General features: G+C 60.6%; 27 protein-coding genes. 25 read left to right on the top strand and 2 right to left on the bottom strand.

The annotated features are described in order from the left end of the window. Positions 1–46 precede the first annotated feature (46 nt). From AB4O12_RS13985 to AB4O12_RS13970, 4 genes are read left to right on the top strand one after another with little or no spacing between them, the layout of a single operon-like run. The gene (locus AB4O12_RS13985; protein ID WP_041479453.1) at positions 47–517 is read left to right on the top strand and encodes a (2Fe-2S)-binding protein; all 471 of its coding nucleotides are present in this window, start codon (positions 47–49) and stop codon (positions 515–517) included. Then, positions 514–2835, top strand: a complete 2322-nt coding sequence (locus tag AB4O12_RS13980) for a xanthine dehydrogenase family protein molybdopterin-binding subunit (RefSeq protein WP_460058789.1) — start codon at positions 514–516, stop codon at positions 2833–2835. The genes AB4O12_RS13985 and AB4O12_RS13980 overlap by 4 nt, the downstream gene beginning before the upstream one ends. Then, positions 2836–3816 (top strand): XdhC family protein, encoded by a 981-nt coding sequence (locus tag AB4O12_RS13975; RefSeq protein WP_460058787.1) that lies wholly within the window; start codon positions 2836–2838, stop codon positions 3814–3816. It begins immediately after the preceding gene. Next, positions 3813–4409: a nucleotidyltransferase family protein gene (locus tag AB4O12_RS13970; protein WP_056788227.1), complete on the top strand. Its 597-nt coding sequence runs from the start codon at positions 3813–3815 to the stop codon at positions 4407–4409. The genes AB4O12_RS13975 and AB4O12_RS13970 overlap by 4 nt, the downstream gene beginning before the upstream one ends. 191 nt (positions 4410–4600) lie before the next feature. Here AB4O12_RS13970 and rne read toward each other — a convergent pair whose 3' ends face one another. Then, a complete protein-coding gene (gene rne / locus AB4O12_RS13965) occupies positions 4601–7888 on the bottom strand; it encodes a ribonuclease E (RefSeq protein ID WP_460058785.1) in 3288 nt (1095 codons plus the stop codon). A gap of 699 nt (positions 7889–8587) precedes the next feature. Here rne and rluC point away from each other — a divergent pair. The 3 genes from rluC to sppA are packed head-to-tail and all read left to right on the top strand — an operon-like array spanning position 8588 to position 11210. Beyond that, positions 8588–9547, top strand: a complete 960-nt coding sequence (rluC, locus tag AB4O12_RS13960; RefSeq protein ID WP_016770994.1) for a 23S rRNA pseudouridine(955/2504/2580) synthase RluC — start codon at positions 8588–8590, stop codon at positions 9545–9547. Then, positions 9534–10196, top strand: coding sequence for an HAD-IA family hydrolase (locus AB4O12_RS13955; RefSeq protein WP_095181622.1), 663 nt, complete (start codon positions 9534–9536; stop codon positions 10194–10196). Before rluC ends, AB4O12_RS13955 begins: the two co-directional genes overlap by 14 nt. 24 nt (positions 10197–10220) lie before the next feature. Next, positions 10221–11210, top strand: a complete 990-nt coding sequence (gene sppA, locus AB4O12_RS13950; protein WP_056788236.1) for a signal peptide peptidase SppA — start codon at positions 10221–10223, stop codon at positions 11208–11210. An 85-nt stretch (positions 11211–11295) separates the two neighbouring features. Here the strand turns inward: sppA and AB4O12_RS13945 are convergent, their stop codons facing one another. After that, positions 11296–11874, bottom strand: a complete 579-nt coding sequence (locus tag AB4O12_RS13945) for a Maf family protein (RefSeq protein WP_236168400.1) — start codon at positions 11872–11874, stop codon at positions 11296–11298. Positions 11875–11979: 105 nt separating this feature from the next. Here AB4O12_RS13945 and AB4O12_RS13940 point away from each other — a divergent pair, with 105 nt between their 5' ends. The 18 genes from AB4O12_RS13940 to AB4O12_RS13855 all read left to right on the top strand — a co-directional run bounded on the left by AB4O12_RS13940 (position 11980) and on the right by AB4O12_RS13855 (position 26500). Beyond that, a complete protein-coding gene (locus AB4O12_RS13940; protein WP_003204262.1) occupies positions 11980–12507 on the top strand; it encodes a YceD family protein in 528 nt (175 codons plus the stop codon). 13 nt (positions 12508–12520) lie between these two features. Beyond that, positions 12521–12703: a 50S ribosomal protein L32 gene (gene rpmF / locus AB4O12_RS13935; RefSeq protein ID WP_003179396.1), complete on the top strand. Its 183-nt coding sequence runs from the start codon at positions 12521–12523 to the stop codon at positions 12701–12703. A gap of 4 nt (positions 12704–12707) precedes the next feature. Continuing rightward, positions 12708–13718, top strand: coding sequence for a phosphate acyltransferase PlsX (plsX, locus tag AB4O12_RS13930; protein ID WP_081932528.1), 1011 nt, complete (start codon positions 12708–12710; stop codon positions 13716–13718). A gap of 123 nt (positions 13719–13841) precedes the next feature. Further along, positions 13842–14780 (top strand): ACP S-malonyltransferase, encoded by a 939-nt coding sequence (gene fabD / locus AB4O12_RS13925; RefSeq protein ID WP_315436003.1) that lies wholly within the window; start codon positions 13842–13844, stop codon positions 14778–14780. Between the two features lie 16 nt (positions 14781–14796). Continuing rightward, on the top strand, positions 14797–15540 hold the full coding sequence (fabG, locus tag AB4O12_RS13920) for a 3-oxoacyl-ACP reductase FabG (protein WP_016770989.1): 744 nt from the start codon (positions 14797–14799) through the stop codon (positions 15538–15540). Positions 15541–15736: 196 nt separating this feature from the next. Continuing rightward, positions 15737–15973 carry an acyl carrier protein gene (gene acpP / locus AB4O12_RS13915; RefSeq protein WP_003175607.1) on the top strand — a complete coding sequence of 79 codons (237 nt, stop codon included), beginning with the start codon at positions 15737–15739 and terminating at the stop codon, positions 15971–15973. A gap of 108 nt (positions 15974–16081) precedes the next feature. Further along, on the top strand, positions 16082–17326 hold the full coding sequence (fabF, locus tag AB4O12_RS13910; RefSeq protein ID WP_038860467.1) for a beta-ketoacyl-ACP synthase II: 1245 nt from the start codon (positions 16082–16084) through the stop codon (positions 17324–17326). After that, positions 17326–18141, top strand: a complete 816-nt coding sequence (pabC, locus tag AB4O12_RS13905; RefSeq protein ID WP_252878698.1) for an aminodeoxychorismate lyase — start codon at positions 17326–17328, stop codon at positions 18139–18141. Before fabF ends, pabC begins: the two co-directional genes overlap by 1 nt. Positions 18142–18144: 3 nt before the next feature. After that, positions 18145–19314 carry an endolytic transglycosylase MltG gene (gene mltG, locus AB4O12_RS13900; RefSeq protein ID WP_460058779.1) on the top strand — a complete coding sequence of 390 codons (1170 nt, stop codon included), beginning with the start codon at positions 18145–18147 and terminating at the stop codon, positions 19312–19314. 19 nt (positions 19315–19333) lie between these two features. Continuing rightward, a complete protein-coding gene (gene tmk / locus AB4O12_RS13895; protein WP_056788253.1) occupies positions 19334–19966 on the top strand; it encodes a dTMP kinase in 633 nt (210 codons plus the stop codon). After that, a complete protein-coding gene (locus tag AB4O12_RS13890) occupies positions 19959–20942 on the top strand; it encodes a DNA polymerase III subunit delta' (RefSeq protein ID WP_095181625.1) in 984 nt (327 codons plus the stop codon). The genes tmk and AB4O12_RS13890 overlap by 8 nt, the downstream gene beginning before the upstream one ends. 42 nt (positions 20943–20984) lie before the next feature. Beyond that, positions 20985–21341, top strand: coding sequence for a PilZ domain-containing protein (locus AB4O12_RS13885; RefSeq protein ID WP_016770983.1), 357 nt, complete (start codon positions 20985–20987; stop codon positions 21339–21341). 15 nt (positions 21342–21356) lie between these two features. Continuing rightward, positions 21357–22148, top strand: a complete 792-nt coding sequence (locus tag AB4O12_RS13880) for a TatD family hydrolase (protein ID WP_236168404.1) — start codon at positions 21357–21359, stop codon at positions 22146–22148. Between the two features lie 351 nt (positions 22149–22499). Beyond that, positions 22500–23138, top strand: coding sequence for a TetR/AcrR family transcriptional regulator (locus tag AB4O12_RS13875; RefSeq protein ID WP_016770981.1), 639 nt, complete (start codon positions 22500–22502; stop codon positions 23136–23138). A gap of 137 nt (positions 23139–23275) precedes the next feature. Beyond that, on the top strand, positions 23276–24244 hold the full coding sequence (locus AB4O12_RS13870) for a GTP 3',8-cyclase MoaA (RefSeq protein WP_076563802.1): 969 nt from the start codon (positions 23276–23278) through the stop codon (positions 24242–24244). Between the two features lie 166 nt (positions 24245–24410). After that, complete coding sequence (locus AB4O12_RS13865) at positions 24411–25016, top strand: DUF4823 domain-containing protein (RefSeq protein ID WP_016770979.1); 606 nt, start codon at positions 24411–24413, stop codon at positions 25014–25016. A gap of 14 nt (positions 25017–25030) precedes the next feature. Further along, positions 25031–25591, top strand: coding sequence for a DUF1285 domain-containing protein (locus AB4O12_RS13860; RefSeq protein WP_041479438.1), 561 nt, complete (start codon positions 25031–25033; stop codon positions 25589–25591). Between the two features lie 192 nt (positions 25592–25783). Further along, positions 25784–26500 (top strand): FadR/GntR family transcriptional regulator, encoded by a 717-nt coding sequence (locus tag AB4O12_RS13855; protein WP_041479437.1) that lies wholly within the window; start codon positions 25784–25786, stop codon positions 26498–26500. Positions 26501–26577 lie beyond the last annotated feature (77 nt).

Here is a 26577-nt window from a genome sequence, read left to right as displayed (position 1 = left end):
CAGATTGCTCGACCCCATAACCACTAAAAAATATGCGGGCGTGCCCATGATTACCCTGAAACTCAACGGTCAAGACCACTCCCTCGATGTCACCGAAGACATGCCGCTGTTGTGGGCGATTCGTGACGTCGCCGGTTACAACGGCACCAAATTCGGTTGCGGCATGGGCCTGTGCGGCGCTTGCACCATCCATATCGACGGCTTGCCGGCACGCAGTTGCATCACGCCGATCGGCTCGGTAATTGGTCAGAACGTCACCACCATCGATAATCTCCACGCCGACCCGGTAGGCAAGGTCGTGCAGCAAGCCTGGCTCGACAGTGCCGTGGCCCAATGTGGTTATTGCCAGGGCGGGCAGATCATGTCGGCCACCGCTCTGCTGAAAACCAATCCGAACCCGAGCGACGAGCAGATCGAAGAAGCCATGGTGGGCAACATCTGCCGCTGCGGCACCTACAACCGGATCAAAACCGCGATCCGCCAGGCCTCCACTCAACTGAAGGAGGTGAAGGCATGAGCCGCGTCCCGAATGATTTCGCCCTGAGCAACCTCAGCCGCCGTGGCTTTCTCAAAGGCGTCGGCGCCACCAGTGCGCTGGTCCTCGCCGCGAGCTGGGGCTGGCAGGATGCGCTGGCCGATGACGCTGCGAAGAAGTTTGGCGCCGATGGCATGCCCAATGGCTGGATCGACGATCCCAAAGTCTACGTGAGCATTGCTGCCGATGGCAGCGTCACCGTGGTTTGCAACCGTTCGGAAATGGGCCAGGGCGTGCGCACCAGCCTGAGCATGGTGGTTGCCGATGAGCTCGAGGCCGACTGGGCACAGGTCAAAGTGCAGCAGGCGCCGGGCGACGAAGTGCGCTTCGGCAACCAGGACACTGATGGTTCGCGCAGCATGCGTCACTGGTACGAGCCGATGCGTCGTTGCGGCGCCGCCGCGCGAACCATGCTTGAACAGGCGGCCGCTGCGCAGTGGAAAGTGCCGGTTGGCGAATGCCATGCGCAACTGCACAAGGTCATTCACAAACCGTCCGGCCGCGAACTGGGCTACGGCGAACTCGCCGCTGCGGCCAGTGCGCTGGCAGTACCGGCGCGTGACAGCCTGCGTCTCAAGCAGCCGTCGGAATTTCGCTACATCGGCAAGGAAGGCACCAAGGCCATCGACGGTGCCGATATCGTCAATGGCCGCGCAGTGTACGGCGCCGATGTGCATTTCGATGGCATGCTCTACACCACCATCGCTCGCCCGGCGGTTTATGGAGGCAAGGTCAAAAGCCTCGATGACAGCGCCGCACTGAAAGTCCCTGGCGTGCTAAAAGTCATGCAGATCGAAGGCCGGCCATTGCCGTCGGAGTTCCAGCCACTAGGCGGCGTCGCGGTTGTGGCCAGCAATACCTGGGCGGCGATCAAGGGCCGCGAGGCGCTGAAGATCGAGTGGGATGACGGCCCGAATGCCAGTTATGACTCGATTGCCTATCGCAAAGAGCTTGAAGCCGCGTCGCTGAAGGCCGGCAAAGTGGTGCGCAACACCGGTGATATCGACAAGGCCTTGAGCGGCGCTGCCAGCACTCTCGAAGCGTCGTATTACCTGCCGCACCTGGCGCAGGCGCCGATGGAACCGATGGTTGCTATCGCCCGTTACAAGGACGGCGTCTGCGAGGCTTGGGCGCCGAGTCAGGCACCGCAGGTCACCCGTGAGCGCATCGCCGAGCGTCTTGGCGTGCCGTTCGAAAAGGTCACCGTCAACGTGACATTGCTGGGCGGTGGTTTCGGTCGCAAGTCGAAACCGGACTTCGTCGTCGAAGCGGCGATTCTCGCCAAGGAATTTCCGGGCAAGGCTGTACGGGTGCAGTGGACGCGCGAAGACGACATCCACAACTCGTATTTCCACACCGTGTCGGCGGAATATCTGAAGGCGGGCATCGACAAGAACGGCATGCCGTCCGGCTGGCTGCATCGTACCGTGGCGCCGAGCATCACCGCGTTGTTTGCGCCGGACATGAACCATGAGGCGGCGTTCGAGCTGGGCATGGGCTTTACCAACATGGCCTACGCGATTCCCAACGTGCGCCTGGAAAACCCCGAAGCCAAGGTACACACGCGGGTCGGCTGGTATCGCTCGGTGTCGAACATTCCCCACGGCTTCGCGATTCAGAGTTTCGTCGATGAACTGGCGCACAAGGCCGGGGAGGATCCGCTCAAGTACCAGATCAAATTGCTCGGCCCGGACCGGCAGATCGATCCTCGCACCTTGAGCGAAGAGTGGAACTACGGCGAATCGCCCGAGCGTTATCCGATCGACACCGGGCGCATGCGCACCGTGCTGGAAACCGCCGCCAAGGCAGCCGGATGGGGACGCAAACTGCCCAAGGGTCGTGGCCTCGGTCTGGCAGTGCATTACAGCTTCGTCACCTATGTCGCGGCGGTGATCGAAGTCGAGGTCAAGGATGACGGTTCACTGATCGTGCACAAGGCCGACATCGCCGTGGACTGCGGGCCGCAGATCAACCCTGAGCGCATCCGTTCGCAGTTCGAAGGCGCGTGCGTCATGGGCCTGGGCAACGCTGTGCTCGGTGAGATCAGCTTCAAGGACGGCAAGGTCCAGCAGGACAACTTCCATATGTACGAGGTCGCGCGCATGTCGCTGGCGCCCAAGGAAGTCGCGGTGCATCTGGTCACGCCGCCGGGTGACGTGCCGTTGGGTGGCGTTGGTGAGCCGGGCGTGCCGCCGATTGCTCCGGCGCTGTGCAACGCGATCTTCGCCGCCACCGGCAAGCGTATCCGCAATCTGCCGGTGCGTTATCAGTTACAAGGCTGGCAGAAGGCGGAGGCGTAAATGGACAGCGTCGATCTCAACGTCCTGCGCAGCGTCCTCGAGTGGCGCCGCGCCGGGCAACGGGTGGTGCTGTTCAGCGTGGTGCAGACCTGGGGCACCGCGCCGCGCTCGCCCGGCGCCATGCTCGCCTTGCGCGAGGACGGCGTGGTGATCGGTTCGGTGTCAGGCGGCTGTGTCGAAGATGACCTGATCGCGCGGCTGCACGACGGCCGCATTGCCACCGATGGTCCGCCAGTGCAGATGATTACCTACGGCGTGACCCGCGAAGAGGCCGCGCGTTTCGGCCTGCCTTGCGGCGGCACCCTGCGCCTGACCGAAGAGCGCGTCGGTGACCCGGCGTGGGTCGCCGAGCTGCTGCAGCGTTGCGAAAACCATGAAATCGTCGCCCGAGAACTGAACATCGAAACCGGCGAGGTGCGGCTGGCTCCGGCGAGCAAGTCCGATTCGCTGGTGTTCGACGGCAAGACTCTGCGAGCGATTTACGGCCCGCGCTGGCGCTTGTTGCTGATCGGTGCCGGGCAGTTGTCGCGCTACGTCGCCGACATGGCGCGGCTGCTGGATTTCGAAGTGCTGATCTGCGATCCGCGCACCGAGTTCGTTTACGGCTGGGAAGAGCAGCATGGCCGTTTCGTCCCCGGCATGCCGGATGAATCTGTGCTGAACATCCAGACCGACGAGCGCACGGCGATTGTCGCCTTGACTCACGATCCACGCCTGGATGACATGGCTTTGCTCACCGCGCTCGACTCGCCGGCGTTTTACGTCGGCGCGCTCGGTTCGCGGGTCAACAGCCAGAAGCGCCGGGAAAACCTCGCTCAGCTAGGCTTGTCGCAAGCGTCGATTGATCGCTTGCACGGGCCGATCGGCCTGCACATCGGCAGTCATTCGCCGGCAGAGATCGCTTTGTCCTTGCTGGCGGAAATTGTCGCGATCAAGAACGGTGTGGAGCTGAAACAGAAAAAAACGCTGGAGGGTGCATGAGCCAATCCATCGCAGTGATCGTGCTGGCGGCGGGCGAGGGCAAACGCTTTCGCCAGATCGCCGGCCCCGACAAAGACAAATTGCTCGCTGACTGCACCGGGCGTGACGGCGCGGTGCGTTCGGTCATCGAGCAGGTGCTGGTGAACCTGCCGGCCAGTCTCGACAAGCGCGTACTGGTCACCACCGAAGCGCGACCACAGGCGATGCGCATGGCCCAGGCATATGGCTGCGACGTGGTGTCAATCGAGTCGACCGGCATGGGCGACAGCATCGCTGCAGGTGTTGCCGCTTGCCCTGACGCTGATGGCTGGTTGATTGTGCTCGGCGATATGCCGTTTATCTTGCCATCGAGTATTGAGCGAGTGGTCGCGGCGATGGCTGATGATGCGGTGAGCGTGCCGGTGCGGGGTGGCGAGTTTGGCCATCCGGTGGGGTTTGGCCGTTCGTTTGCCGCGCAGTTGCAGGCGCTGACCGGCGATCGTGGCGCACGGCCGTTGTTTGCGCAGGGTAGGGTGGTGGAAGTAGCGGTGGAAGATCCGGGGGTGTTGTGGGATATCGATGTGCCTGAATCTCTGGTATTTCCTCGGCCCTGAGCCGTGTTGAAATTCCTTGTGGGAGCGAGCCTGCTCGCGAATGCGCTGGTTCAGCTACATGAATATTGTCTGACCTAGCGCTTTCGCGAGCAGGCTCGCTCCCACAAAGGTTGTGGATGATGCTGGTATTTCAGGCAATAAAAAGCCCCGCCAGGCTTTCACCGGGCGGGGCTTTTTAATGGCTTCAGGAATTACACGAGTGGTTTAGGCTCGTGCTCTTTTTCCTGGGCTTCTTCGCGCTGTTCAACCGCGTCCTGAACGGAGCGTGGTGCTTCAGCGATCACCGCTTCAACCGATGCTTCTTCCGCGACCGGGGCAGGGGCTGCCTCGACCACTTCAGCCGCAGCGGCTGGTTCGGCAGCCACTGGCGCTGCAGCGGCAGCCAGTTCGGCTTCCTTCTGCAGACGCTCGGCTTCACGCTTGCGACGACGCACTTCACGCGGGTCGTTTGGCGCACGGCCGTTTGGCGTCAGGGCGCTGACCGGAGCCGGAGCTTCAACCACCGGGGCTGGCGCTTCGACTGCGGCTGGTGCTTCTTCAGCCTGAGCTTTTGCAACTGGTGCTTCGACAGCTGGTGCTTCAACCACTGGCTCTGGAGCCGGTTCGGCCGCTACAACTACTGGTTCGGAAACCATGGCCTGCGGTACTTCGGCTTCAGTGACTGGCGCTGGAGCTTCGGTCACAGCTGGCTCGGCAACCCAGTTGAACGCAGTCTGCTCTTCGCGAACTTCACGCACGGTTTTGGTCACGTTTTCGCTGACGGTTTCGGTCGCTGGTTCGGATTCAGCAACTGGCGCTTCAACGACAGCTTCCGGTTCGGCAGGCGCTTCAACCTGAGGCTGAGCTTCGCGGACCGGGGCGACTTCGATTTCCGGTGCAGCAGTCACTTCCACTGGAGTGGTGGCTTCGACAACCGGCGCTTCGACTGGAGCGGTTTCCAGTGTGGCGGCAGTGGCGCGTTCAGCCTGCTCGTGAGCTTCGGCTTCTGCCGGAGCGCTGATGGTGCTGCTGGCTACGGCGGCGGTGACGGCCAGGCCAGCGGCCAGATCGGCAGTGCTTGGCTCGCCAGCGTTTTCAGCGGACTCGGATTCTTCCGAACCTTCGATCACGTTGCCGTTGGCATCACGTTGACGCTCGCGACGGTTGCTGCGACGACGCTGGCCACGGGAGCGACGACGTGGACGATCGCCTTCGGCGTTGTCCTGACAGTCTTCCGGCAGTTGCTCTTCGTTGTTGCTGTTCACTTCTTCTTCAGCAACGGCAGCAGCGGCCTGCTCGGCACGCGGTTGACGCTCTTCACGCGGCGGACGCGGGGCGCGTTCTTCGCGTGGCTGACGGGCCGGACGCTCTTCAGCGGTCACGGCAGCAACAGCTGCGGCTGCGGCTGGCGCGGCGTCCAGCGGCTCGCGCAGTTCACGCACGCGTTCTTCACGCTCGCCACGCGGCTTGCGATCTTCACGCGGTGCACGCGGTGCACGTTCTTCACGCGGGGCACGTGGTGCGCGCTCTTCGCGGGCTACCGGCGCTTCGCTGCGGGTTTCACGCGGCTCGCGGGCTTCGCGTGGCTGGCGCTCTTCGCGCGGCTCGCGTGGTGCGCGCTCTTCACGTGGAGCACGGTCTTCGCGCGGCTTGCGTTCTTCATCGCGGCGACCGTTGCGGTTGCGGCTCTGCTGACGACCGTTGCGACGCTCTTCGTTGCGGGCAGGACGCTCGGTGGCAGCCGGTTTCGCGACAGCGACCGGTGCGGCTGGCTCTTCCTTGGTGGCGAACAGGCTGACCAGCGACTTCACCAGGCCCTTGAACAGGCTTGGCTCAGGTGCGGCAACCGATGCCGGAGCAGGTGCGGCAGGTGCAACTTCAGTCGGCACCGGAGCGTTGGCACGGGCCGGCGCAGTTTTCACTGCAGCTTCCTGGCGAACCAGAGTGCGGGTCGCAGCGGCTGGCTGGACTTCTTCGACTTCGGCAGCGGCCGCAGCGATTTCGTAGCTGGACTGGTTGGTCGCGGCTTCCGGGCTGTCGTCACGCAGGCGCTGAACTTCGAAGTGCGGCGTCTCGAGGTGATCGTTCGGCAGAATGACGATACGGGCACGGGTGCGCAGTTCGATCTTGGTGATCGAGTTGCGTTTTTCGTTGAGCAGGAACGCAGCGACCGGGATCGGCACTTGCGCGCGAACTTCGGCGGTGCGGTCTTTCAGGGCTTCTTCTTCGATCAGGCGCAAGATGGCCAGCGACAGCGATTCAACGTCACGGATGATGCCGGTGCCGTTGCAACGCGGGCAGACGATGCCGCTGCTTTCGCCCAGCGATGGACGCAGGCGCTGACGGGACATTTCCAGCAGACCGAAACGCGAGATGCGGCCGATCTGCACACGGGCGCGGTCAGCTTCCAGGCATTCGCGGACTTTCTCTTCCACGGCGCGCTGGTTCTTGGCCGGGGTCATGTCGATGAAGTCGATGACGATCAGGCCGCCGATGTCGCGCAGGCGCAACTGACGGGCGATTTCTTCGGCGGCTTCAAGGTTGGTCTGCAGCGCGGTTTCTTCGATATCGCTGCCTTTGGTGGCGCGCGCCGAGTTGATGTCGATGGACACCAGGGCTTCGGTCGGATCGATGACGATGGAGCCGCCGGAAGGCAGTTCGACGACGCGCTGGAACGCGGTCTCGATCTGGCTTTCGATCTGGAAACGGTTGAACAGTGGCACGCTGTCTTCGTACAGCTTGATCTTGCTGGCGTACTGCGGCATCACCTGGCGGATGAAGGTCAGGGCTTCGTCCTGGGCTTCAACGCTGTCGATCAGCACTTCGCCGATGTCCTGGCGCAGGTAATCGCGGATGGCGCGGATGATCACGTTGCTTTCCTGGTAGATCAGGAATGGCGCGGAGCGATCCAGCGAGGCTTCTTTGATGGCGGTCCACAGTTGCAGCAGGTAATCAAGGTCCCACTGCATTTCTTCGCTGCTGCGGCCCAGGCCGGCAGTGCGCACGATCAGACCCATGTCGGCCGGAGCAACCAGACCGTTCAGCGCTTCACGCAGTTCGTTGCGTTCTTCGCCTTCGATGCGACGGGAGATGCCGCCGGCACGCGGGTTGTTCGGCATCAGTACGAGGTAACGACCGGCCAGGCTGATGAAGGTGGTCAGGGCGGCGCCCTTGTTCCCACGTTCTTCTTTCTCGACCTGAACGATGACTTCCTGGCCTTCGCTCAGGACGTCCTTGATGTTGACGCGGCCTTCTGGGGCTTTCTTGAAGTATTCGCGGGAGATTTCTTTGAGGGGCAGGAAGCCGTGGCGCTCGGAGCCGAAATCGACAAAGGCAGCCTCAAGGCTTGGTTCGATGCGAGTGATACGGCCTTTATAGATGTTGGCCTTCTTCTGCTCGCGTGCACCGGATTCGATGTCCAGGTCGTAGAGGCGTTGGCCATCTACCAGTGCAACACGCAACTCTTCGGGTTGAGTTGCGTTAATCAGCATTCTTTTCATGTAGTACCGTCGGTTTCCGGGCTGCCGGAAACGGCGTTCGGCACACACGACTTCTCACGGTCGGTGTCAGGTGCGTCGGGAGTGGTTGGCCATTCCCGTGTCCAGCGATGTGCGGCCAATTGGGCCGATACCGCGACGTACGCGTCCTGCTTGCTGTGGCTACTTAAGCACTCAGTCAGGAGGAGGAATCAACCAGCGGCTGTGGACGAGATGAAGCGTCTTGATCAAAGCTTGTTGCTACACAGTCCGGCGGTTGTGCATCTCCACCCTACACGTATCCCTGATAATTCGGGTGCTGCCGCGCGCAGAATCCGCAGCGGGTTGGCATTTACCGTGAGCTCCGAAAGGGGAGGTCACGCATCATGGCTAATTCAGGCGATGTTTCCGAAGCAATCGCTCGGGGTCATTCGCAGTCGACTGCACTTTGTGAACTGGCCTCGAATGTCGCCTGCCTGGCGAGTCAGAACTCTGCCCGGCGGTGTAATTCAGGCCTCATGTCACCTGCGCTCGTTACAACCGCAAACTCCACCGTTACGTAGCGAAAGCCCCGTAGGACGGCCTCGCGCCCTGGTGAATTGCGTTGGTCAGGGCCGGTCTTTGACCGTGGTTCCGCTGTCCAGGCCGCTTTTGGCGGCGTTCGCGACTATAGCAGCAATGATTAAGTGCTTCAATTCCATAAAAATTGTTATCATCCGCGGCATGACAACTACTGCCCCTTCGACTCCAGGCGTTCAACTGCTTGAAGTCTCGCCGGAGTATGCCGGCCAACGAATCGACAACTTTCTCCTCGCCCGGCTCAAGGGCGTGCCCAAGACCTTGATTTACCGCATTTTGCGCAAAGGCGAAGTGCGCGTGAACAAAGGTCGGATCAAGCCCGAATACAAGCTGCAGGCCGGCGACATCGTGCGCGTGCCGCCGGTTCGCGTGCCTGAGCGCGACGAACCGGTGCCGCTGGCCCAGGGGCTGTTGCAGCGCCTGGAAGCCTCGATTGTCTTCGAAGACAAGGCCCTGATCGTGATCAACAAGCCCGCCGGCATTGCGGTTCACGGCGGCAGCGGGCTGAATTTCGGCGTGATCGAAGCCTTTCGTCAGTTGCGTCCCGACGCCAAGGAACTGGAGCTGGTTCATCGTCTGGACCGTGACACCTCCGGCCTGCTGATGATCGCCAAAAAACGCAGCATGTTGCGCCACCTGCACGAGCAGTTGCGCGGCGACGGCGTCGACAAGCGCTACATGGCGCTGGTCCGTGGCAACTGGGCAACCTCGATCAAGCAGGTTCGCGCACCGTTGCTCAAGAGCAATCTGCGCTCCGGCGAGCGCATGGTCGAAGTTAACGATGAAGGCAAAGAAGCCCTGACGCTGTTCAAGGTGCTGCGCCGCTTCGGCGATTTTGCCACCATGGTCGAAGCTAAACCGGTTACCGGTCGTACCCACCAGATTCGCGTGCACACCTTGCATGCTGGCCATTGCATTGCCGGTGACAGTAAGTATGGCGACGAGGATTTCACCAAGGAAATCCGCGATCTGGGCGGTAAGCGTCTGTTCCTGCACGCCTACATGCTGACGGTGCCGCTGCCCGACGGCGGCAAGCTGAATCTGCAAGCGCCCGTCGATGAAATGTGGGCCAAGACCGTGGAGCGATTGAGTGCGCCCATCTGATTACAAGCTGCTGATTTTCGACTGGGACGGCACCCTCGCCGATTCCATCCATCGGATCGTCGAGGCCATGCACTCGGCGTCCGGGCGTTCCGGTTTCGAGCTGCGCGATGACTTCGCTGTCAAAGGCATCATCGGTCTCGGCTTGCCGGAGGCGATTCGCACGCTGTACCCCGAAATCAGCGACGCAGAAATGCTCGCGTTTCGCGAATATTACGCCGATCACTACATCGCTGCCGAAGCCGTGCCGTCGCCGCTGTTCGAGGGCGTGGTCGAGTCGATGGCATCGTTTCGCGAGCAGGGTTATCACCTGGCGGTAGCGACGGGCAAGAACCGTCGCGGACTGGATCGGGTGCTCAAGGCCAATGGCTGGGAAGATTATTTCGATATCACCCGCGCCGCCGATGAAACTGCCAGCAAGCCACACCCTCTGATGCTTGAGCAGATCGTCAGGCACTGCGGCGTACGTCCGGAGCAGGCGTTGATGGTCGGCGATTCGTCGTTCGATCTGCTGATGGCACGCAACGCGGGGATGGATTCGGTGGCGGTCAGTTACGGCGCGCAATCGATCGAGTCCCTGCAACAGTTCGAGCCGCGCCTGTCGATCGACCGTTTTTCTGAATTGCACGCCTGGCTGGGTCAGCAGGCTTAATACGTTTTTGCTGGGGTAGATGGCATGACCGACGAATGGAAAGCACCGGCCAAGGCAAGTGCCGACGACGGTGACGCGAAAAGCTGGAAGCTGTTGGAAAAGACTTTGCTGGCCGGCGTGCAGGAACAACGCCGTTCGCGGCGCTGGGGGATTTTCTTCAAGCTGCTGACGTTTGTTTATCTGTTTGTTGCGCTGCTGCTGTTCACGCCGCTGATGGACATGGAAAAAACCGCCACCCGCGGCCCGAACTACACGGCGTTGATCGAGATCGACGGCGTAATCGCCGACAAGGAGCCGGCCAGCGCCGACAATATCGTTGGCAGCCTGCGTGCGGCGTTCGAAGACAAGAAGGTCAAGGGCGTGGTCCTGCGCATCAATAGCCCGGGTGGCAGTCCGGTGCAGTCTGGCTATGTCTATGACGAGATCAAGCGTCTGCGTGGGTTGCATCCGGAGATCAAGCTCTACGCAGTGATTTCCGATCTTGGTGCTTCGGGCGCCTATTACATCGCCAGCGCGGCGGATCAGATCTATGCCGACAAGGCCAGTCTGGTCGGCTCGATCGGCGTGACGGCGGCGGGTTACGGTTTCGTTGGCACCATGGAAAAACTCGGGGTTGAGCGCCGCACCTATACCTCGGGCGAGCACAAGGCATTCCTGGATCCGTTCCAGCCGCAAAAGCCTGAAGAAACCGCATTCTGGCAAAGCGTGCTGGACACCACGCACAAGCAGTTCATCAACAGCGTCAAGCAGGGCCGTGGCGATCGTCTGAAGGACAAAGAGCATCCGGAGCTGTTTTCCGGGCTGGTCTGGTCGGGTGAGCAGGCGCTGCCGCTAGGCCTGATCGATGGCTTGGGCAATGCCAGTTCGGTGGCGCGTGATGTGATTGGCGAGAAGGAGCTGGTGGACTTCACCGTGCAGGAATCGCCGTTCGATCGCTTCTCGAAAAAGCTCGGCGCCAGCGTGGCCGAGCAGTTGGCGATGTGGATGGGGTTTCACGGGCCTTCGTTGCGGTAAATCGTTTCAAGGTCAGAAGATCGCAGGTCAACGGCAGCTCTTGCACAATCGGTGTAGGAGCTGCCGAAGGCTGCGATCTTTTGCTTTAAGGGATTTGCACACCCTCGACCAACAACATATCGATCAGGCGAATCAGCGGCAGGCCGATCAGGCTGGTGGCATCCGGGCCTTCGGTCGATTGAAACAGGCTTACGCCGAGTCCCTCGGCCTTGAAGCTGCCGGCGCAGTCGTACGGCTGCTCGATGCGCAGATAGCGCTCGATGCGTGCCTGATCCAGCTGGCGCATGTGCACGGTAAACGGCACGCAGTCGACCTGGCATTGCCCGGTCTGGCTGTTGAGCAGCGCCAGGCCGGTCAGGAAGGTCACGCTCGCGCCGCTGGCCGCCATCAATTGCTCGCGAGCCTTCTCGAAGGTGTGCGGCTTGCCGATGATGTGTTCGCCGAGGACGGCAACCTGATCCGAGCCAATGATCAGATGAGCAAGGTGGCTGTCCGCCAGGGCGCGGGCTTTTTCCTCAGCGAGGCGTTTGACCAGATCGATCGCGGATTCGCCCGGGCGGTGGCTTTCGTCGATGTCCGGCGAGCTGCAGACGAACGGCAGGTGCAGGCGGGCGAGCAATTCGCGGCGATAAGTCGAGCTTGAAGCGAGTAATAAAGGCAGCATGGACGTCTCCTGAGGCAGGTGCGGATTCTAGCGGAGGCGCGCAAGTGACGGACAGGGCACAATTTCCTTTGACATGGTTGGGTGCATCCCTATAATGCTGCGCCTATGTTGAATGACCCGATTCCACCTCACGTTGACCCGCGCAAATTGGCTGACCGTGGCACCACCCTTCAAGGTGAACTGCTGCTGGCCGATTTGAAGAGACTCTGCGACCCGCTTTCCGACGATGTCGGTACGGTGCAGGCCAAATTCGTTTTTGAACGAGATGAACGTAAGTCTGTGGTCATCCACAGCTTTATCGACACCGAAGTCAAAATGGTTTGCCAGCGTTGTCTTGAGCTGGTCACCCTGCCGATCCACAGCGAATGCAGTTACGCGGTGGTGAAGGAGGGTGCGAATACCCAGTCGTTGCCGAAAGGTTATGACGTGCTGGAACTGGGCGAAGATCCATTGGATCTGCAGTCACTGATCGAGGAGGAGCTTCTGCTCGCCTTGCCCATTGTGCCTGCTCATCATCCGGAAGAATGCCAGCAGCCGGCGGGAGCAGATGAGCCCGAACCGAGCGAGGACGAGGTAACGCGGTCCAACCCGTTCAGTGTATTGGCGCAGTTAAAGCGTGACCCAAACGTTTAGGAGTTAATCAATTATGGCTGTTCAGCAGAACAAAAAATCCCGCTCTGCCCGTGACATGCGCCGTTCGCACGACGCTCTCGAGGCTAGCACCCTGTCTGTAGAAAAAACCACTGGTGAAGTTCACCTGCGTCACCACGTATCGCCAGAAGGCGTTTACCGTGGCCGTAAAGTGATCGACAAGGGCGCTGACGAGTAATCACTTGTCTGCTCAAGTCATCGCGATTGACGCAATGGGCGGGGACTTCGGTCCCCGCAGCATTGTTCAGGCCAGTCTCGCTTGCCTGTCTGCTACACCCTCGCTGCACCTGACCCTCGTCGGTCAACCCTCCCTTCTTGAAGAACTGATCCACGGCCAGTCGGCTGCCGATCGCGCGCGCCTGACGATTGTCGCGGCGAGCGAAGTCATCACCATGGACGAAAAACCCGCCCAAGCCCTGCGTGGCAAGCCGGATTCGTCGATGCGTGTAGCCCTTGAACTGCTGCGCGATGGCAAGGTGCAGGCCTGTGTCAGCGCCGGCAATACCGGTGCGTTGATGGCCTTGTCACGATTCGTGCTGAAGACATTGCCCGGCATTGATCGTCCGGCCATGGTCGCGGCGATTCCGACGCAGACCGGTTATTGCCAGCTGCTCGATCTGGGTGCCAACGTCGATTGCAGTGCCGAGCACCTGTTGCAGTTTGCGGTGATGGGCTCGGTCGCTGCACAGACCCTGGGTATCGCCCGTCCGCGTGTGGCACTGCTGAATATCGGCACCGAAGACATCAAGGGTAATCAGCAGGTCAAACTGGCCGCCACGCTGTTGCAGGCTGCGCGCGGGATCAACTACATCGGTTTTATCGAAGGCGACGGCTTGTATCGCGGTGAGGCCGATGTGGTGGTGTGTGACGGCTTCGTCGGCAACATCCTGCTCAAGTCCAGCGAAGGTCTGGCGACGATGATTGCTGCGCGGATCGAGGCTTTGTTCAAGAAAAACTTCGCTTCGCGCGCTGTCGGCGCTCTCGCGCTGCCGTTGATGAAGCGTCTGCAGGCCGACCTGGCCCCGGCGCGGCATAATGGCGCAAGCTTTCTCGGCTTGCAGGGCATCGTCGTGAAAAGCCACGGATCGGCCGGGGTACAGGGCTTTCAGAGTGCCATTCAACGGGCGCTGATCGAGATTCAAGAGAACCTCCCCGAGCGTCTCCACGGTCGTCTGGAGGAGCTGTTGTCTTAGGCGTTTTCGTCGGACAATGCTTAAATGTGACCGCCCGGTTCAAAGGGCCATCCAAACTGTCAGTTTCTGGCGTCCCCAACAGGGCGTTATTTTCCGACGACAAGATCATTAGGGGCTTGTTACATGTCTGCTTCCCTCGCATTCGTCTTTCCAGGACAGGGTTCGCAGTCCCTCGGCATGCTGGCCGAGCTGGGCGCGCAACATCCGCTGATCCTCGAAACCTTTCAAGAAGCCTCTGCTGCGCTGGGCTACGACCTGTGGGCACTGACCCAACAGGGTCCGGAAGAGCTGCTCAATCAAACCGACAAAACCCAACCAGTCATTCTGACCGCTTCGATCGCCCTGTGGCGTCTGTGGCTGGCCGAAGGCGGCGCGCGTCCGGCGTTTGTCGCCGGCCACAGCCTGGGTGAATACAGCGCGCTGGTTGCCGCCGGCAGCCTGACCCTGGCTGACGCGGTCAAGCTCGTCGAGCGCCGTGGCCAGTTGATGCAGGAAGCGGTGCCGGCCGGGCAAGGCGGCATGGCCGCGATCCTCGGCCTGGAAGATGCCGACGTGCTGGCTGCCTGCGCCGAAGCGGCGCAAGGCGAAGTCGTCAGCGCAGTGAATTTCAACTCGCCGGGCCAAGTGGTGATCGCCGGTGCCAAGGCGGCCGTCGAGCGCGCCATCGAGGGTTGCAAGGCCCGTGGTGCCAAGCGCGCCATGCCATTGCCGGTGAGCGTGCCGTCGCACTGCGAGCTGATGCGTCCGGCTGCCGAGCGTTTCGCCGAATCCATCGCCGCCATCGACTGGCAGGCGCCGCAGATCCCGGTGGTGCAGAACGTCAGCGCACAAGTGCCAGCCGATCTGGAAACCCTCAAGCGCGATCTGCTCGAACAGCTCTACAAGCCAGTGCGCTGGGTTGAATCGGTGCAGACTTTGGCCGCCAAGGGCGCGACCAATCTGGTTGAATGCGGCCCGGGCAAAGTCCTCGCTGGCCTGAACAAACGTTGCGCCGAAGGCGTTTCGACTTCCAATCTCAATATCCCAGACGCCTTCGCTGCCGCTCGCGCAGCGCAGGCCTGAATCAGGAGAAACTTGCATGAGTCTGCAAGGTAAAGTTGCACTGGTTACCGGTGCAAGCCGCGGCATCGGCCAGGCCATCGCGCTGGAACTGGGTCGTCAGGGCGCCATCGTTGTCGGCACCGCGACCTCCGCGTCGGGCGCCGAGCGCATTGCCGCGACCCTGAAGGAAAACGGTATTCAGGGCGCCGGTTTCGAACTCAATGTCACCAGCGACGAATCGGTCAGCGCCGTGCTGGCAGGCATTCAGGAGCAGTTCGGTGCGCCGGTGGCGATTCTGGTCAATAATGCCGGTATCACCCGCGATAACCTGATGATGCGCATGAAAGACGACGAGTGGTACGACGTGATCGATACCAACTTGAACAGTCTGTATCGCCTGTCCAAGGGCGTTTTGCGTGGCATGACCAAGGCGCGCTGGGGTCGAATTATCAGTATTGGCTCGGTAGTGGGTGCCATGGGCAACGCCGGCCAAGTAAACTATGCAGCCGCCAAGGCCGGTCTGGAAGGTTTCAGCCGGGCGATGGCGCGTGAAGTCGGTTCGCGTTCGATTACGGTCAACTCGGTAACCCCAGGGTTCATCGACACCGATATGACCCGCGAGCTGCCTGAAGCACAGCGTGAAGCCTTGCAGACGCAGATTCCGCTGGGTCGTCTGGGGCAAGCTCAAGAGATCGCGTCCGTGGTCGCTTTTCTTGCATCCGACGGTGCGGCATACGTTACCGGGGCTACAATCCCGGTGAACGGTGGGATGTACATGTAAGTAAAATGTGACGGATTGCTTCAAAAAAATGTCATACGAGCTGTCTAAAATCCGTTATAAAGCTGCAATCTATTTATAGGCAGAGGGCCGCAGGGTTTGAGGAGTGAAGCTTTCAGTTGAAAAACTGAAAAGGCTTTCTATACACTTACCCACTGGCCAGCTGCCTGAATTTGTCCATTAGGAGTGAAAACAAGGTATGAGCACCATCGAAGAGCGCGTCAAGAAAATCGTTGCCGAGCAACTGGGTGTTAAAGAAGAAGAAGTGGTCAACACCGCTTCCTTCGTAGAAGACCTGGGTGCCGACTCCCTTGACACCGTTGAGCTGGTGATGGCTCTGGAAGAGGAATTCGAGACCGAAATCCCTGACGAAGAAGCTGAAAAGATCACTACTGTACAAGCTGCAATCGACTACGTTACCAGCCACCAGGCGTAATAGTTTGTAATCGTTGCTTGCTGTCATGGAAAAACCGCACTGCCATCATGGCGTGCGGTTTTTTCTTTAGGCCTGATGCAAAGTCGTCATTTGAAAAAGGAGAGTGCTGTGTCGCGTAGACGCGTCGTAGTCACCGGTATGGGTATGTTGTCGCCACTGGGCACGGATGTGCCGAGCAGTTGGCAGGGCATTCTGGCTGGCCGCAGTGGCATTGGTCTGATCGAACACACCGACCTTTCTGCCTATTCGACCCGCTTCGGCGGTTCGGTCAAGGGCTTCAATGTCGAGGAATACCTGTCGGTCAAGGAAGCGCGCAAGCTCGACCTGTTCATTCAGTATGGCCTCGCCGCAGGCTTTCAAGCCGTGCGCAACGCCGGTCTGGAAGTCACCGATGCCAACCGTGAACGCATTGGCGTGGCCATGGGTTCGGGTATCGGCGGTCTGACCAACATCGAAGAGACCAGCCGCACCCTGCACGAGACCGGTCCGCGACGGATCTCGCCGTTCTTTGTGCCTGGCTCGATCATCAATATGATTTCCGGCTTCCTGTCGATCCATCTCGGCGCACAGGGACCCAACTACGCCATCGCCACCGCGTGCACCACCGGTACGCACTGCATTGGCATGGCCGCGCGCAACATCATGTACGACGAAGCCGACGTGATGATTGCCGGCGGTGCGGAAATGGCTGCCTGCGGTCTGGGCATGGGCGGCTTCGGCGCATCCCGTGCGCTGTCGACCCGCAACGACGAGCCAACCCGCGCCAGCCGTCCGTGGGACAAGGGCCGCGACGGCTTCGTTCTGTCCGATGGTGCTGGCGCTCTGGTTCTCGAAGAGCTGGAGCACGCCAAGGCCCGTGGAGCGACGATCTACGCCGAGCTGATCGGTTTCGGCACCAGTGGCGACGCGTTCCACATGACCTCGCCACCCGCCGATGGCGCCGGTGCCGCGCGCTGTATCACCAATGCCCTGCGTGACGCGAAGATCAATGTCGATCAAGTGCAGTACATCAACGCCCACGGCACCTCGACCCCGGCCGGCGACCTTGCCGAAGCCAATGCGATCAAGTCGGTGTTCGGCGATCACGCCTACAAGCTGGCCGTCAGCTCGACCAAGTCGATGACCGGCCACCTGTTGGGTGCGGCGGGCGCGGTCGAAGCGATTTTCAGCGTGCTGGCGATCAACAGCCAGGTGGCACCGCCGACCATCAACCTCGATGAACCGGACGAAGGCTGCGATCTCGATTTCGTTGCGCACACCGCGCGTAACATGGACATCGATGTCGTGCTGTCCAACTCCTTCGGTTTTGGCGGCACCAACGGCACTCTGGCGTTTCGCCGGTTCGCCGGCTGATGGACAGCTGGGTCGACGGTCAACCGGCTGACGTGGTGTCGCTGAAAGATCGCGGCCTGGCTTACGGCGATGGTCTGTTCGAGACCATTGCCGTGCGCAGTGGTCAGCCCGTCCTGCTGGATCGGCACCTGACGCGTCTGGCTGATGGCTGCGCGCGTCTGGCCATCGCGACCGATCTCGAGCTGGTTCGCCATGAGCTGCTCAGCTATGCCGCTGCGATGGGCGAGGGCGTGCTCAAGCTTATCCTCACTCGGGGTGACGGCTTGCGTGGTTATGCGCCCGATCCTGCGGCGCAGGGCCGACGCATCCTGCAAGGCAATCCGCCGGCAGCGTATCCCGCTGCCCATGCCGAGCACGGCATCCGCCTGTTTCCCTGCAACACGCGTTTATCTACGCAGCCTTTGTTGGCCGGGCTCAAACATCTGAATCGACTGGAACAGGTGCTCGCCCGCGCCGAATGGCAGGACAGCGAGCATGCCGAAGGCTTGATGCTCGATCAGGCCGGGCGCGTCGTCGAAGGTGTGTACAGCAATATTTTCCTGGTGCGCGACGGTGGTCTGATTACGCCCGACTTGAAGCGCTGCGGGGTCGCTGGGGTGATGCGCGCGGAAATATTGTTTCAGGCCGAGTCGCTGGCCATCCCCACGCAAATCGCCGATATCAGCCTCGAACAGCTGCAATGGGCTGATGAAGTGTTTGTCTGCAACAGCGTTTATGGCGTCTGGCCGGTACGCGCCTGTGCTGCACTGAGCTGGCCGGTTGGCCCGCTCACCCGTAAACTGCAAACCATTGCCCGCGCGCTACTGGATGCTTGATTCGTGAGACGTAAACTTTTGCTGCTGCTGGAAACCGGACTGGTTCTGGCAGGGCTGCTGTTGGGCGCCAGCGCCTGGAAAATTCATTCGGCGCTGGAACAGCCCCTGAACATCCCGCAGGAACAACTGCTGGATGTGCCGAAAGGCTCTACACCGACCCGTACCTTCCTTGAACTCGAAACCGATGGCGTCATCAAGGACGCGTTCTGGCTGCGCGTCTACTGGCGCTTCAATCTCGCCGGCACACCGATTCACAGCGGCGAATACCGCATGCAGCCGGGCATGACCGTCAACGGTCTGATCGACTCGTGGAAGCGTGGCGACGTGGTTCAGTACAGCCTGACCCTGGTCGAAGGCTGGACTTTTCATCAAGTGCGCGCCGCTCTGGCCAAGGATGACAAGCTCGAGCAGACCCTCAATGGCCTGAGCGACAGCGACGTGATGGCGAAGATCGGCCACAAAGGCTTGTTCCCGGAAGGTCGGTTTTTCCCGGATACCTATCGCTTCGTGCGCGGCATGTCCGATGCCGAGCTGCTGAAAAAGGCCTTTGATCGTCTCGATGAAGTGCTCGCCAAAGAGTGGGCGCAGCGTTCTGCCGATGTGCCTTACAGCGAACCTTATCAAGCGCTGATCATGGCCTCGCTGGTCGAGAAAGAGACCGGCGTTCCGCAGGAGCGCGGGCAGATTGCCGGCGTCTTTGTACGGCGCATGGCGCTGGGCATGCAGTTGCAGACCGATCCAACGGTGATTTATGGCCTCGGTGATCGCTACACCGGCAAACTGACCCGCGCACATTTGAAAGAGCCGACGCCTTACAACACCTACGTGATTCCAGGCTTGCCGCCAACGCCGATTGCGATGGTCGGGCGCGAGGCGATTCATGCTGCGCTCAACCCGGTGGAGGGCAGCAGCCTGTATTTCGTCGCCCGTGGCGATGGCAGCCATGTGTTCTCCGATGATCTGGATGCGCACAACAACGCAGTGCGTGAATACCAGCTCAAGCGCCGCGCCGATTACCGTTCCAGCCCGGCACCAGTAACCGCGCCGGCCACCGATGAGGCGACTCCGGCGGCCTCGCCGAACACCGCGCCCGAGGCGCTGCCGCAAGTGCCGCCGCAAGAACCTGCGCCAGCCCTGGAACCGGACGCCGCTGCACCACAGAACGCGCAATGACTTTGATGAAGGACTGCCTGTGACTGGCTTGTTTATTACCCTGGAAGGCCCGGAAGGCGCGGGCAAGAGCACCAATCGCGAATACCTCGCCGAGCGCCTGCGCGCCGCCGGTATCGAAGTGCTGCTCACCCGTGAGCCCGGCGGTACACCGCTGGCCGAACGGATTCGTGATGTCCTGCTGACCCCGGCCGACGAAGTGATGCACCCGGACGCCGAGCTGTTGCTGATGTTCGCCGCGCGCGCCCAGCATCTGGCCGAGGTGATTCGCCCGGCGCTGGCCCGTGGCGCTGTGGTGCTGTGTGATCGTTTCACCGACTCGACATACGCCTATCAGGGCGGCGGTCGTGGTTTGTCACTGGAGCGCATTGCTACGCTGGAAACTTTTGTGCAGGGCGACTTGCGGCCCGATCTGACCTTGATTTTCGACCTGCCCGTTGAAATCGGCCTGGCCCGCGCCAGTGCCCGTGGTCGCCTGGACCGTTTCGAACTCGAAGGCCGGGCGTTTTTCGAGAACGTGCGCAATGCGTTCCTGAAACGCGCCGAAGCCGACCCGTCGCGCTACGTGCGCATCGATGCCGGTCAGCCATTGGCCAAGGTCCAGCAATCGCTGGACACCTTGCTACCGAATTTGCTGGAGCTGGCCCGTGGCTGAGGCCTATCCATGGCAGGACAGCCTCTGGCAGCAACTGGCCGGACGCAGTCAGCATGCCCACGCGTATCTGCTGCACGGTCCGGCCGGGATCGGCAAGCGTGCGCTGGCCGAACGCCTGATGGCGAGCCTGCTGTGCCAGCGTCCGACGCCTGAGGCGTGCGGCGAGTGCAAATCCTGCTTGCTGCTCAAGGCCGGCAGTCATCCGGACAATTACATCCTGGAGCCGGAAGAGGCGGACAAGGCGATCAAGGTCGATCAGGTTCGTGATCTGGTCAGTTTCGTCGTGCAGACCGCGCAGCTCGGCGGGCGCAAAGTGGTGTTGATCGAGCCGGTCGAGTCGATGAACATCAACGCTGCCAACGCCTTGCTCAAAAGTCTTGAAGAACCGTCCGGCGATACCGTGCTGCTATTGGTCAGCCACCAGCCGAGCCGTTTGTTGCCAACCATCAAGAGCCGTTGCGTGCAGCAGGCCTGCCCGCTGCCGGGCGAGGCGATGAGCCTGCAATGGCTGGCCCAGGCGCTGCCGGATTGCGCGGAGGAAGAGCGCGTCGAACTGCTGACCCTCGCCGCCGGGTCGCCGCTGATGGCGGTCAGCCTGCAATCGCAAGGTGTGCGTGAACAGCGCGCGCAAGTGGTCGAAGGCGTGAAGAAGTTGCTCAAGGGCCAGCAATCGCCGACGCAACTGGCGGAAGAGTGGAAAAGCATTCCGATGCTGCGTCTGTTCGACTGGTTCTACGACTGGTCGAGCCTGATCCTGCGCTATCAACTGACTCAGGACGAAGCCGGTCTCGGCCTGGCCGATATGCGCAAGGTCGTGCAGTACCTGGCCCAGAAAAGCCCGCAGGGTAAAGTGCTGGATATTCAGGATTGGATTCTCGCCCAGCGACAGAAAGTGCTGAGCAAGGCCAACCTCAATCCGGCCCTGTTGCTGGAAGCATTGTTGGTGCAATGGGTGGGATTGCCTGGTCAAAGATAAGAATGTGTACCTAGACTCTGAAGATCAGCAGTGGAGGTGAACATGATTGAACCTGTCAGCCCGGGGCCGCGTAACGGCATCTTGTCCCTGACCATCAAGGACAAGTCGGTGCTCTACGCCGCCTACATGCCGTTCATCAAGAATGGCGGACTGTTCATCCCGACCAACAAAAGCTACCGGTTGGGCGACGAGGTGTTCATGCTGTTGCACCTGATGGATGAAGCGGAAAAAATTCCGGTCGCCGGCAAAGTCGCCTGGATCACCCCCAAAGGCGCACAAGGCAATCGCGCCGCCGGTGTCGGTGTGCAATTCAACGACGGCGACGACACCGCGCGCAGTCGCATCGAAACTCATCTGGCCGGAGCGCTGAAATCCGACCGTCCCACTCATACGATGTAAGTTGCAGTCCTTTTTATGCTCGTAGATTCCCATTGTCACCTTGACCGTCTCGACCTCGCCGCCCATGAAGGCTCGCTGGATGCCGCACTCGCTGCGGCCCGTGAGCGCGGGGTCGGACACTTTTTGTGCATTGGCGTCAGCGCCGACAACGCCGCCGACGTCAAAGCCCTCGCCGAGCGTTATGCCGATGTCGATTGCTCGGTCGGCGTGCATCCACTGGATGTGCAGCCGGGCGCGGCACCGGCGCTGGACTGGCTGCTGCACGAACTCGATCACCCGAAAGTGGTGGCGATCGGCGAAACCGGTCTCGACTATCACTACGAGCCGGAAGCTGCCGAGTTGCAGCAGGAGTCGTTTCGCCTGCATCTGCAAGCGGCGCAGCAGACCGGCAAGCCGGTGATCATCCACACTCGCGGCGCCCGTGCCGACACCCTCGAACTGCTGCGCGAAGCGGCGCTGCCCCAGGCCGGTGTGTTGCATTGCTTCACCGAGGATTGGGACATGGCCAAAGCGGCGCTGGACATGGGTTATTACATTTCCCTGTCGGGCATCGTCACGTTCCGCAATGCCGACGCTCTGCGCGATGTGGCGAGCAAAGTGCCGGCCGATCGCCTGCTGGTGGAAACCGATTCGCCGTATCTGGCGCCGATTCCGTATCGCGGCAAGCCGAACCTGCCGCAGTACGTGCGCGAAGTGGCGGAGTTTCTGGCGATGCTGCGTGGTGAGAACTACGAGCGCTTTGCCGAGCAGACCACGGAAAACTTCAAGCGCTTGTTCCCGCTGGCGAGTGTTAAATCTGCCGTATGACGGCAGGCCAAATCGCAGGCAAAAAAAACCCGGGTTCTGGGGGGTGAATCCGGGTTAAGACCATTAGGAGTAAAACAAAGGCACGCGGTCCGTTGGTACCTTTACCGGCACGACACTTGGGGGAGATGTCGCCCGACAGTTCAAGTATTGATCAGTCTGGCGTGCAGTCCAGTGAGCGGGTCGGGGTTTTTAAACAAATTTGGAATACGTTTGCTTCAGTTGAGTTCTCATTGCACCCGATTCGTTCTCGAAATGAACAAGAAACACAGATTTGGTCGATGAACCGTGCTTTTTTGCGCAAGTTAGGCATAATACGCGGCTTCGAATTTTGACCCTTCAGACCTTTTTCTTATGCATAAAGAACCTCGTAAGGTCCGTGAATTTCGTCGCCGCGAGCAGGAAATTCTCGATACCGCGCTCAAGCTGTTCCTCGACCAGGGTGAAGACAGTGTCACCGTCGAGATGATTGCTGATGCCGTGGGTATCGGCAAAGGCACGATCTACAAGCACTTCAAATCCAAGGCCGAGATCTACTTGCGCCTGATGCTCGACTACGAGCGCGATTTGAACGAGCTGCTGCATTCGGCCGATGTCGACAAGGACAAGGAAGCGCTGTCGCGCGCCTACTTCGAATTCCGCATGCGCGACCCGCAGCGCTATCGCCTGTTCGACCGTCTCGAAGAGAAAGTGGTCAAGGGTAATCAGGTGCCGGAGATGGTCGAGGAGCTGCACAAGATCCGTGCCTCGAACTTCGAACGCCTGACCCTGCTGATCAAGGGGCGCATCAGCGAAGGCAAGCTCGAAGACGTGCCGCCGTACTTCCACTACTGCGCATCCTGGGCGTTGGTACACGGCGCGGTGGCGCTGTATCACTCGCCATTCTGGAGCAATGTGCTGGAAGATCAGGAAGGCTTCTTCCAGTTCCTGATGGACATCGGCGTGCGCATGGGCAACAAGCGCAAGCGCGACCCGGAAACGCCGAGCACATAAGTCATTCAGCGGGCTGATTGCGCCGTGTTTTCACAACATGGCGCAATAGCACAGGAATATACTCAGGCATAGGGCTTGCTAAAACCTGATTTCTCAGTCAAGTTTTGCTCGCTCGATTTCTTTCGCCGGAGTGTTTCATGATCGTTGACCGTCAAGGCAGGCGTTTTCGCAATCTGCGCATCAGCCTGACCTCTGCCTGCAATTACGCCTGTACCTACTGCGTGCCCAACGGCAAGCGGTTGGTCGCTGCGCAGGATGAACTGTCGGCCGAAGCCATGGCGCGCGGCGTCGAATACCTGATCGAAGCGGCCGGCATCGAGCGCCTGCGCATCACTGGCGGCGAGCCACTGGTCAGCCCCAAACTCGAATCGTTCATGACTGCCGTCGGCCAGATGGGCCTCGACGACATCAGCCTGACCACCAATGGTCAACTCCTCGCGAAAAAACTGCCGCTGCTGGTCGATGCCGGTCTGCGTCGAATCAACGTTTCCCTCGATACTCTTGATGCCGCTGCTTTTCGCAGCATCGCTCGTGGCGGCGATCTGGCCAGCGTGCTCGATGGCATGGATCAGGCTGCCGCTGCCGGGATGAAGATCAAGGTCAACATGGTGCCGTTGCGCGGGCAAAACCTCGATCAGGTCATGCCGCTGCTTGATTACTGTCTGGAGCGCGGCTTCGAACTGCGCTTCATCGAGCTGATGCGCATGGGCCACCTGGCCAAGGATTCCAATGCCTTCCTGCAGCAGTTCGTCAGCCTTGAGCAGTTGCTCGGCCTGATCGGCGAACGTTATGAATACGCCCAGACCGACGCACCGGTGGACGCCACGGCTGTGCGCTATGCGATTCCCGGTCGCGGCAATTTCGGAGTAATCGCCAACGAAAGCGTGCCGTTCTGCCGCACCTGCTCGCGCTTGCGCCTGTCGTCGACCGGTTGGCTGCATGGCTGTTTGTCGTCGAGCAACCGCCACTATGTCGGCGATCTGCTCGACAAGCCGCGTCATCAGGCGTTGCCGGCGCTGCAACGTTTGCTGGTCAAGGCGTTGGGTGACAAACAGGAGGTGGCGTTCTCTGGCGGCGCTACTGTCATGAAGATTATTGGCGGTTGAACAACGGCTTTCGCGAGCAGGCTCGCTCCCACATTTGGAATGCATTTCAATTGTGGGAGCGAGCCTGCTCGCGAATGCCTTTATCACTGAATTTGTCGAGCTGGCGCAAAAGCTGCATTCAACGGCCATTCGCCGGTTTTCCGACACCGGCTTCTGGAGGAATAGGATGCGTAGCCTGGTTTTGCTGCTGGCCGTTTTGGCGCTTGGCGGCTGCATGAATGTCAGCGATATGGCCGAAGGCACTCGCTATCACATGAGCGATGCGGGGCTTCTGGACCATAGCGACAGTCGCCGGGTGAACAATCTCCGCATTCAGCCGGACTCGTTCATCTTCATCGCCCAGGGCGCGTTCGCACCGCCGGGTGGTTCCTATCCACGGCCGAACGTGGTCGCCGAAGAAGCCTTCAAGGGCTTTGTCGAATACTTCCCGATGGTCCGCCGCGCCCGTGCGCCGGAAGGCCTCGACCAGGCCATGGGCGAAGCACGCGATGCCGGGGCGCATTACCTGCTCTACACACGATTCGCCAAGGCTGACGACCGCATCGGCAACTCCGATGAGTGGCTGGACCAGGAAGCCGTGGATCGCCTCGGTATCGATGGCGGCGTGATTCAGATCATGTTGATCGAGACCAGCACCCAGTATTTGATTGATACTGCGCGGATCAAGAGTCGTGGCGGTTTACTGACGTTCCATGATTCCAAACCCGAAGACCTCATCGGTCCGCCGCTGGCGCAATACGCACGCAGCCTGCTGGGGATCGGCGACCAGTAATCAAGGAGTACGCCATGAGTGACCCGCAAACAGCCAATGACCTGCTGGGGCAGATCCCCAAGACCAAAGGCCTGCCACCGGTGCATTTGTGGAACCCGGATTTCTGCGGCGACATCGACATGCGCATTGCCCGTGACGGCACCTGGTACTACCTGGGTACGCCGATCGGGCGCAAGCCGATGGTCAAACTGTTCTCCACCATCATCCGCCGCGACGGCGATGATTATTTCCTGATCACCCCGGTCGAGAAGGTCGGGATCAAGGTCGATGACGCGCCGTTCGTGGCGGTTGCCGTTGACGTGCAAGGCGAGGGCGAGGCGCAGGTTTTGCGCTTTACCACCAACGTCGAGGAAACCACCGAAGCGGGGACTGAGCATCCGCTGCGTGTCGAGATCGATCCTGAGACCCAGGAGCCTGCGCCTTATGTGCATGTGCGCAGCAACCTTGAAGCGCTGATTCACCGCAATGTGTTTTACCAGTTGGTGGAACTGGCGGTGAGCCGCGAGATCGATGGTCAGCGCTGGTTGGGCGTGTGGAGCGGCGGCGAGTTCTTTCGCATCGGCCTGGAACCCTGACACAACATCAAAATGTGGGAGCGAGCCTGCTCGCGAATGCGCTGTATCAGTCGCCAGCAATGTTGACTGACACGACGCTTTCGCGAGCAGGCTCGCTCCCACAATGGTTTGCGCAAGCTGAAAAAATCCGATTGACTGTTATTCGTATGATGATTAGCGTAGGCACCCATCGCGATTCGCCTTGAGGTGTATATGTCCAGCAGCTTTCATGCGTCGACCGTTGACTGGCTGGGCAGTTGGATTGCGGCCGGTCAGGTCAAGCCGGGGCAGACTATCAAGGTCGAGGCGGATCTGGGCGAGCAGCTTGGCGTCAGCCGCACGGTGATCCGCGAAGCAATCAAAACCCTCGTCGCCAAAGGCATGCTCGAAGTCGGTCCGAAAGTCGGCACGCGGGTGTTGCCAGTACGGCGCTGGAATCTGTTCGATCCGCAGGTGGTCGGTTGGCTATCGCGCAATGGGTTGCCGGAAAACTTCGTCGATGACCTGCTGGATTTGCGCCGCACCATTGAGCCGATGGCGGTGCGCTGGGCCTGTGAGCGGGCGACACCGGAGCAGATCGAAGCGGTACAACTGGCTTTCAATGCGCTGGAACGTGCAGTCGACAGCGGCGTTGATTACAACCGTGCCGACCAGGCTTTCCACGAATGCATCCTGGCCGCCAGCCATAATCAGTTCATCGAACAAATGGTCCCGGCCCTCGGCGCGTTGCTGGCGGTGTCGTTCGAAGTCTCCGCCGCCGACCCCGATGAACTGCGCCGCACCTTGCCGATCCATAAAGACATGGCCGATGCCATCGCCGCGCGCGATTCGACCCGTGGCGTGTGGGCGTGCATGACCTTGATCGACAATGCCGATCTGGCGATAAAACGCTTTTACCCGAAAGTCATGGCGGACCGCAAAGCCAGCTAAGACCGAAAATTCCCTGTGGGAGCGAGCCTGCTCGCGAATGCGTCAGGTCAGATGCATCATCATTGACTGACACGCCG

This window comes from Pseudomonas sp. S2_A05, assembly GCF_054668485.1.
Note: the sequence above shows the minus strand (reverse complement) of the source record. Positions and strands in the feature narration are given on the sequence as shown.

Excerpts from the sequence above, each read along its gene's own strand:
- rluC (WP_016770994.1), top strand. The coding sequence starts at position 8,588 with ATGACAACTACTGCCCCTTCGACTCCAGGCGTTCAACTGCTTGAAGTC.
- rne (WP_460058785.1), bottom strand. The coding sequence starts at position 7,888 with ATGAAAAGAATGCTGATTAACGCAACTCAACCCGAAGAGTTGCGTGTT.
- AB4O12_RS13865 (WP_016770979.1), top strand. The coding sequence starts at position 24,411 with ATGCGTAGCCTGGTTTTGCTGCTGGCCGTTTTGGCGCTTGGCGGCTGC.
- AB4O12_RS13880 (WP_236168404.1), top strand. The coding sequence starts at position 21,357 with ATGCTCGTAGATTCCCATTGTCACCTTGACCGTCTCGACCTCGCCGCC.
- AB4O12_RS13870 (WP_076563802.1), top strand. The coding sequence starts at position 23,276 with ATGATCGTTGACCGTCAAGGCAGGCGTTTTCGCAATCTGCGCATCAGC.
- acpP (WP_003175607.1), top strand. The coding sequence starts at position 15,737 with ATGAGCACCATCGAAGAGCGCGTCAAGAAAATCGTTGCCGAGCAACTG.
- AB4O12_RS13855 (WP_041479437.1), top strand. The coding sequence starts at position 25,784 with ATGTCCAGCAGCTTTCATGCGTCGACCGTTGACTGGCTGGGCAGTTGG.
- sppA (WP_056788236.1), top strand. The coding sequence starts at position 10,221 with ATGACCGACGAATGGAAAGCACCGGCCAAGGCAAGTGCCGACGACGGT.
- AB4O12_RS13860 (WP_041479438.1), top strand. The coding sequence starts at position 25,031 with ATGAGTGACCCGCAAACAGCCAATGACCTGCTGGGGCAGATCCCCAAG.
- AB4O12_RS13985 (WP_041479453.1), top strand. The coding sequence starts at position 47 with ATGATTACCCTGAAACTCAACGGTCAAGACCACTCCCTCGATGTCACC.
- AB4O12_RS13970 (WP_056788227.1), top strand. The coding sequence starts at position 3,813 with ATGAGCCAATCCATCGCAGTGATCGTGCTGGCGGCGGGCGAGGGCAAA.
- AB4O12_RS13940 (WP_003204262.1), top strand. The coding sequence starts at position 11,980 with ATGTTGAATGACCCGATTCCACCTCACGTTGACCCGCGCAAATTGGCT.
- pabC (WP_252878698.1), top strand. The coding sequence starts at position 17,326 with ATGGACAGCTGGGTCGACGGTCAACCGGCTGACGTGGTGTCGCTGAAA.
- AB4O12_RS13975 (WP_460058787.1), top strand. The coding sequence starts at position 2,836 with ATGGACAGCGTCGATCTCAACGTCCTGCGCAGCGTCCTCGAGTGGCGC.
- AB4O12_RS13875 (WP_016770981.1), top strand. The coding sequence starts at position 22,500 with ATGCATAAAGAACCTCGTAAGGTCCGTGAATTTCGTCGCCGCGAGCAG.
- AB4O12_RS13885 (WP_016770983.1), top strand. The coding sequence starts at position 20,985 with ATGATTGAACCTGTCAGCCCGGGGCCGCGTAACGGCATCTTGTCCCTG.
- fabG (WP_016770989.1), top strand. The coding sequence starts at position 14,797 with ATGAGTCTGCAAGGTAAAGTTGCACTGGTTACCGGTGCAAGCCGCGGC.
- fabD (WP_315436003.1), top strand. The coding sequence starts at position 13,842 with ATGTCTGCTTCCCTCGCATTCGTCTTTCCAGGACAGGGTTCGCAGTCC.
- rpmF (WP_003179396.1), top strand. The coding sequence starts at position 12,521 with ATGGCTGTTCAGCAGAACAAAAAATCCCGCTCTGCCCGTGACATGCGC.
- AB4O12_RS13945 (WP_236168400.1), bottom strand. The coding sequence starts at position 11,874 with ATGCTGCCTTTATTACTCGCTTCAAGCTCGACTTATCGCCGCGAATTG.
- AB4O12_RS13980 (WP_460058789.1), top strand. The coding sequence starts at position 514 with ATGAGCCGCGTCCCGAATGATTTCGCCCTGAGCAACCTCAGCCGCCGT.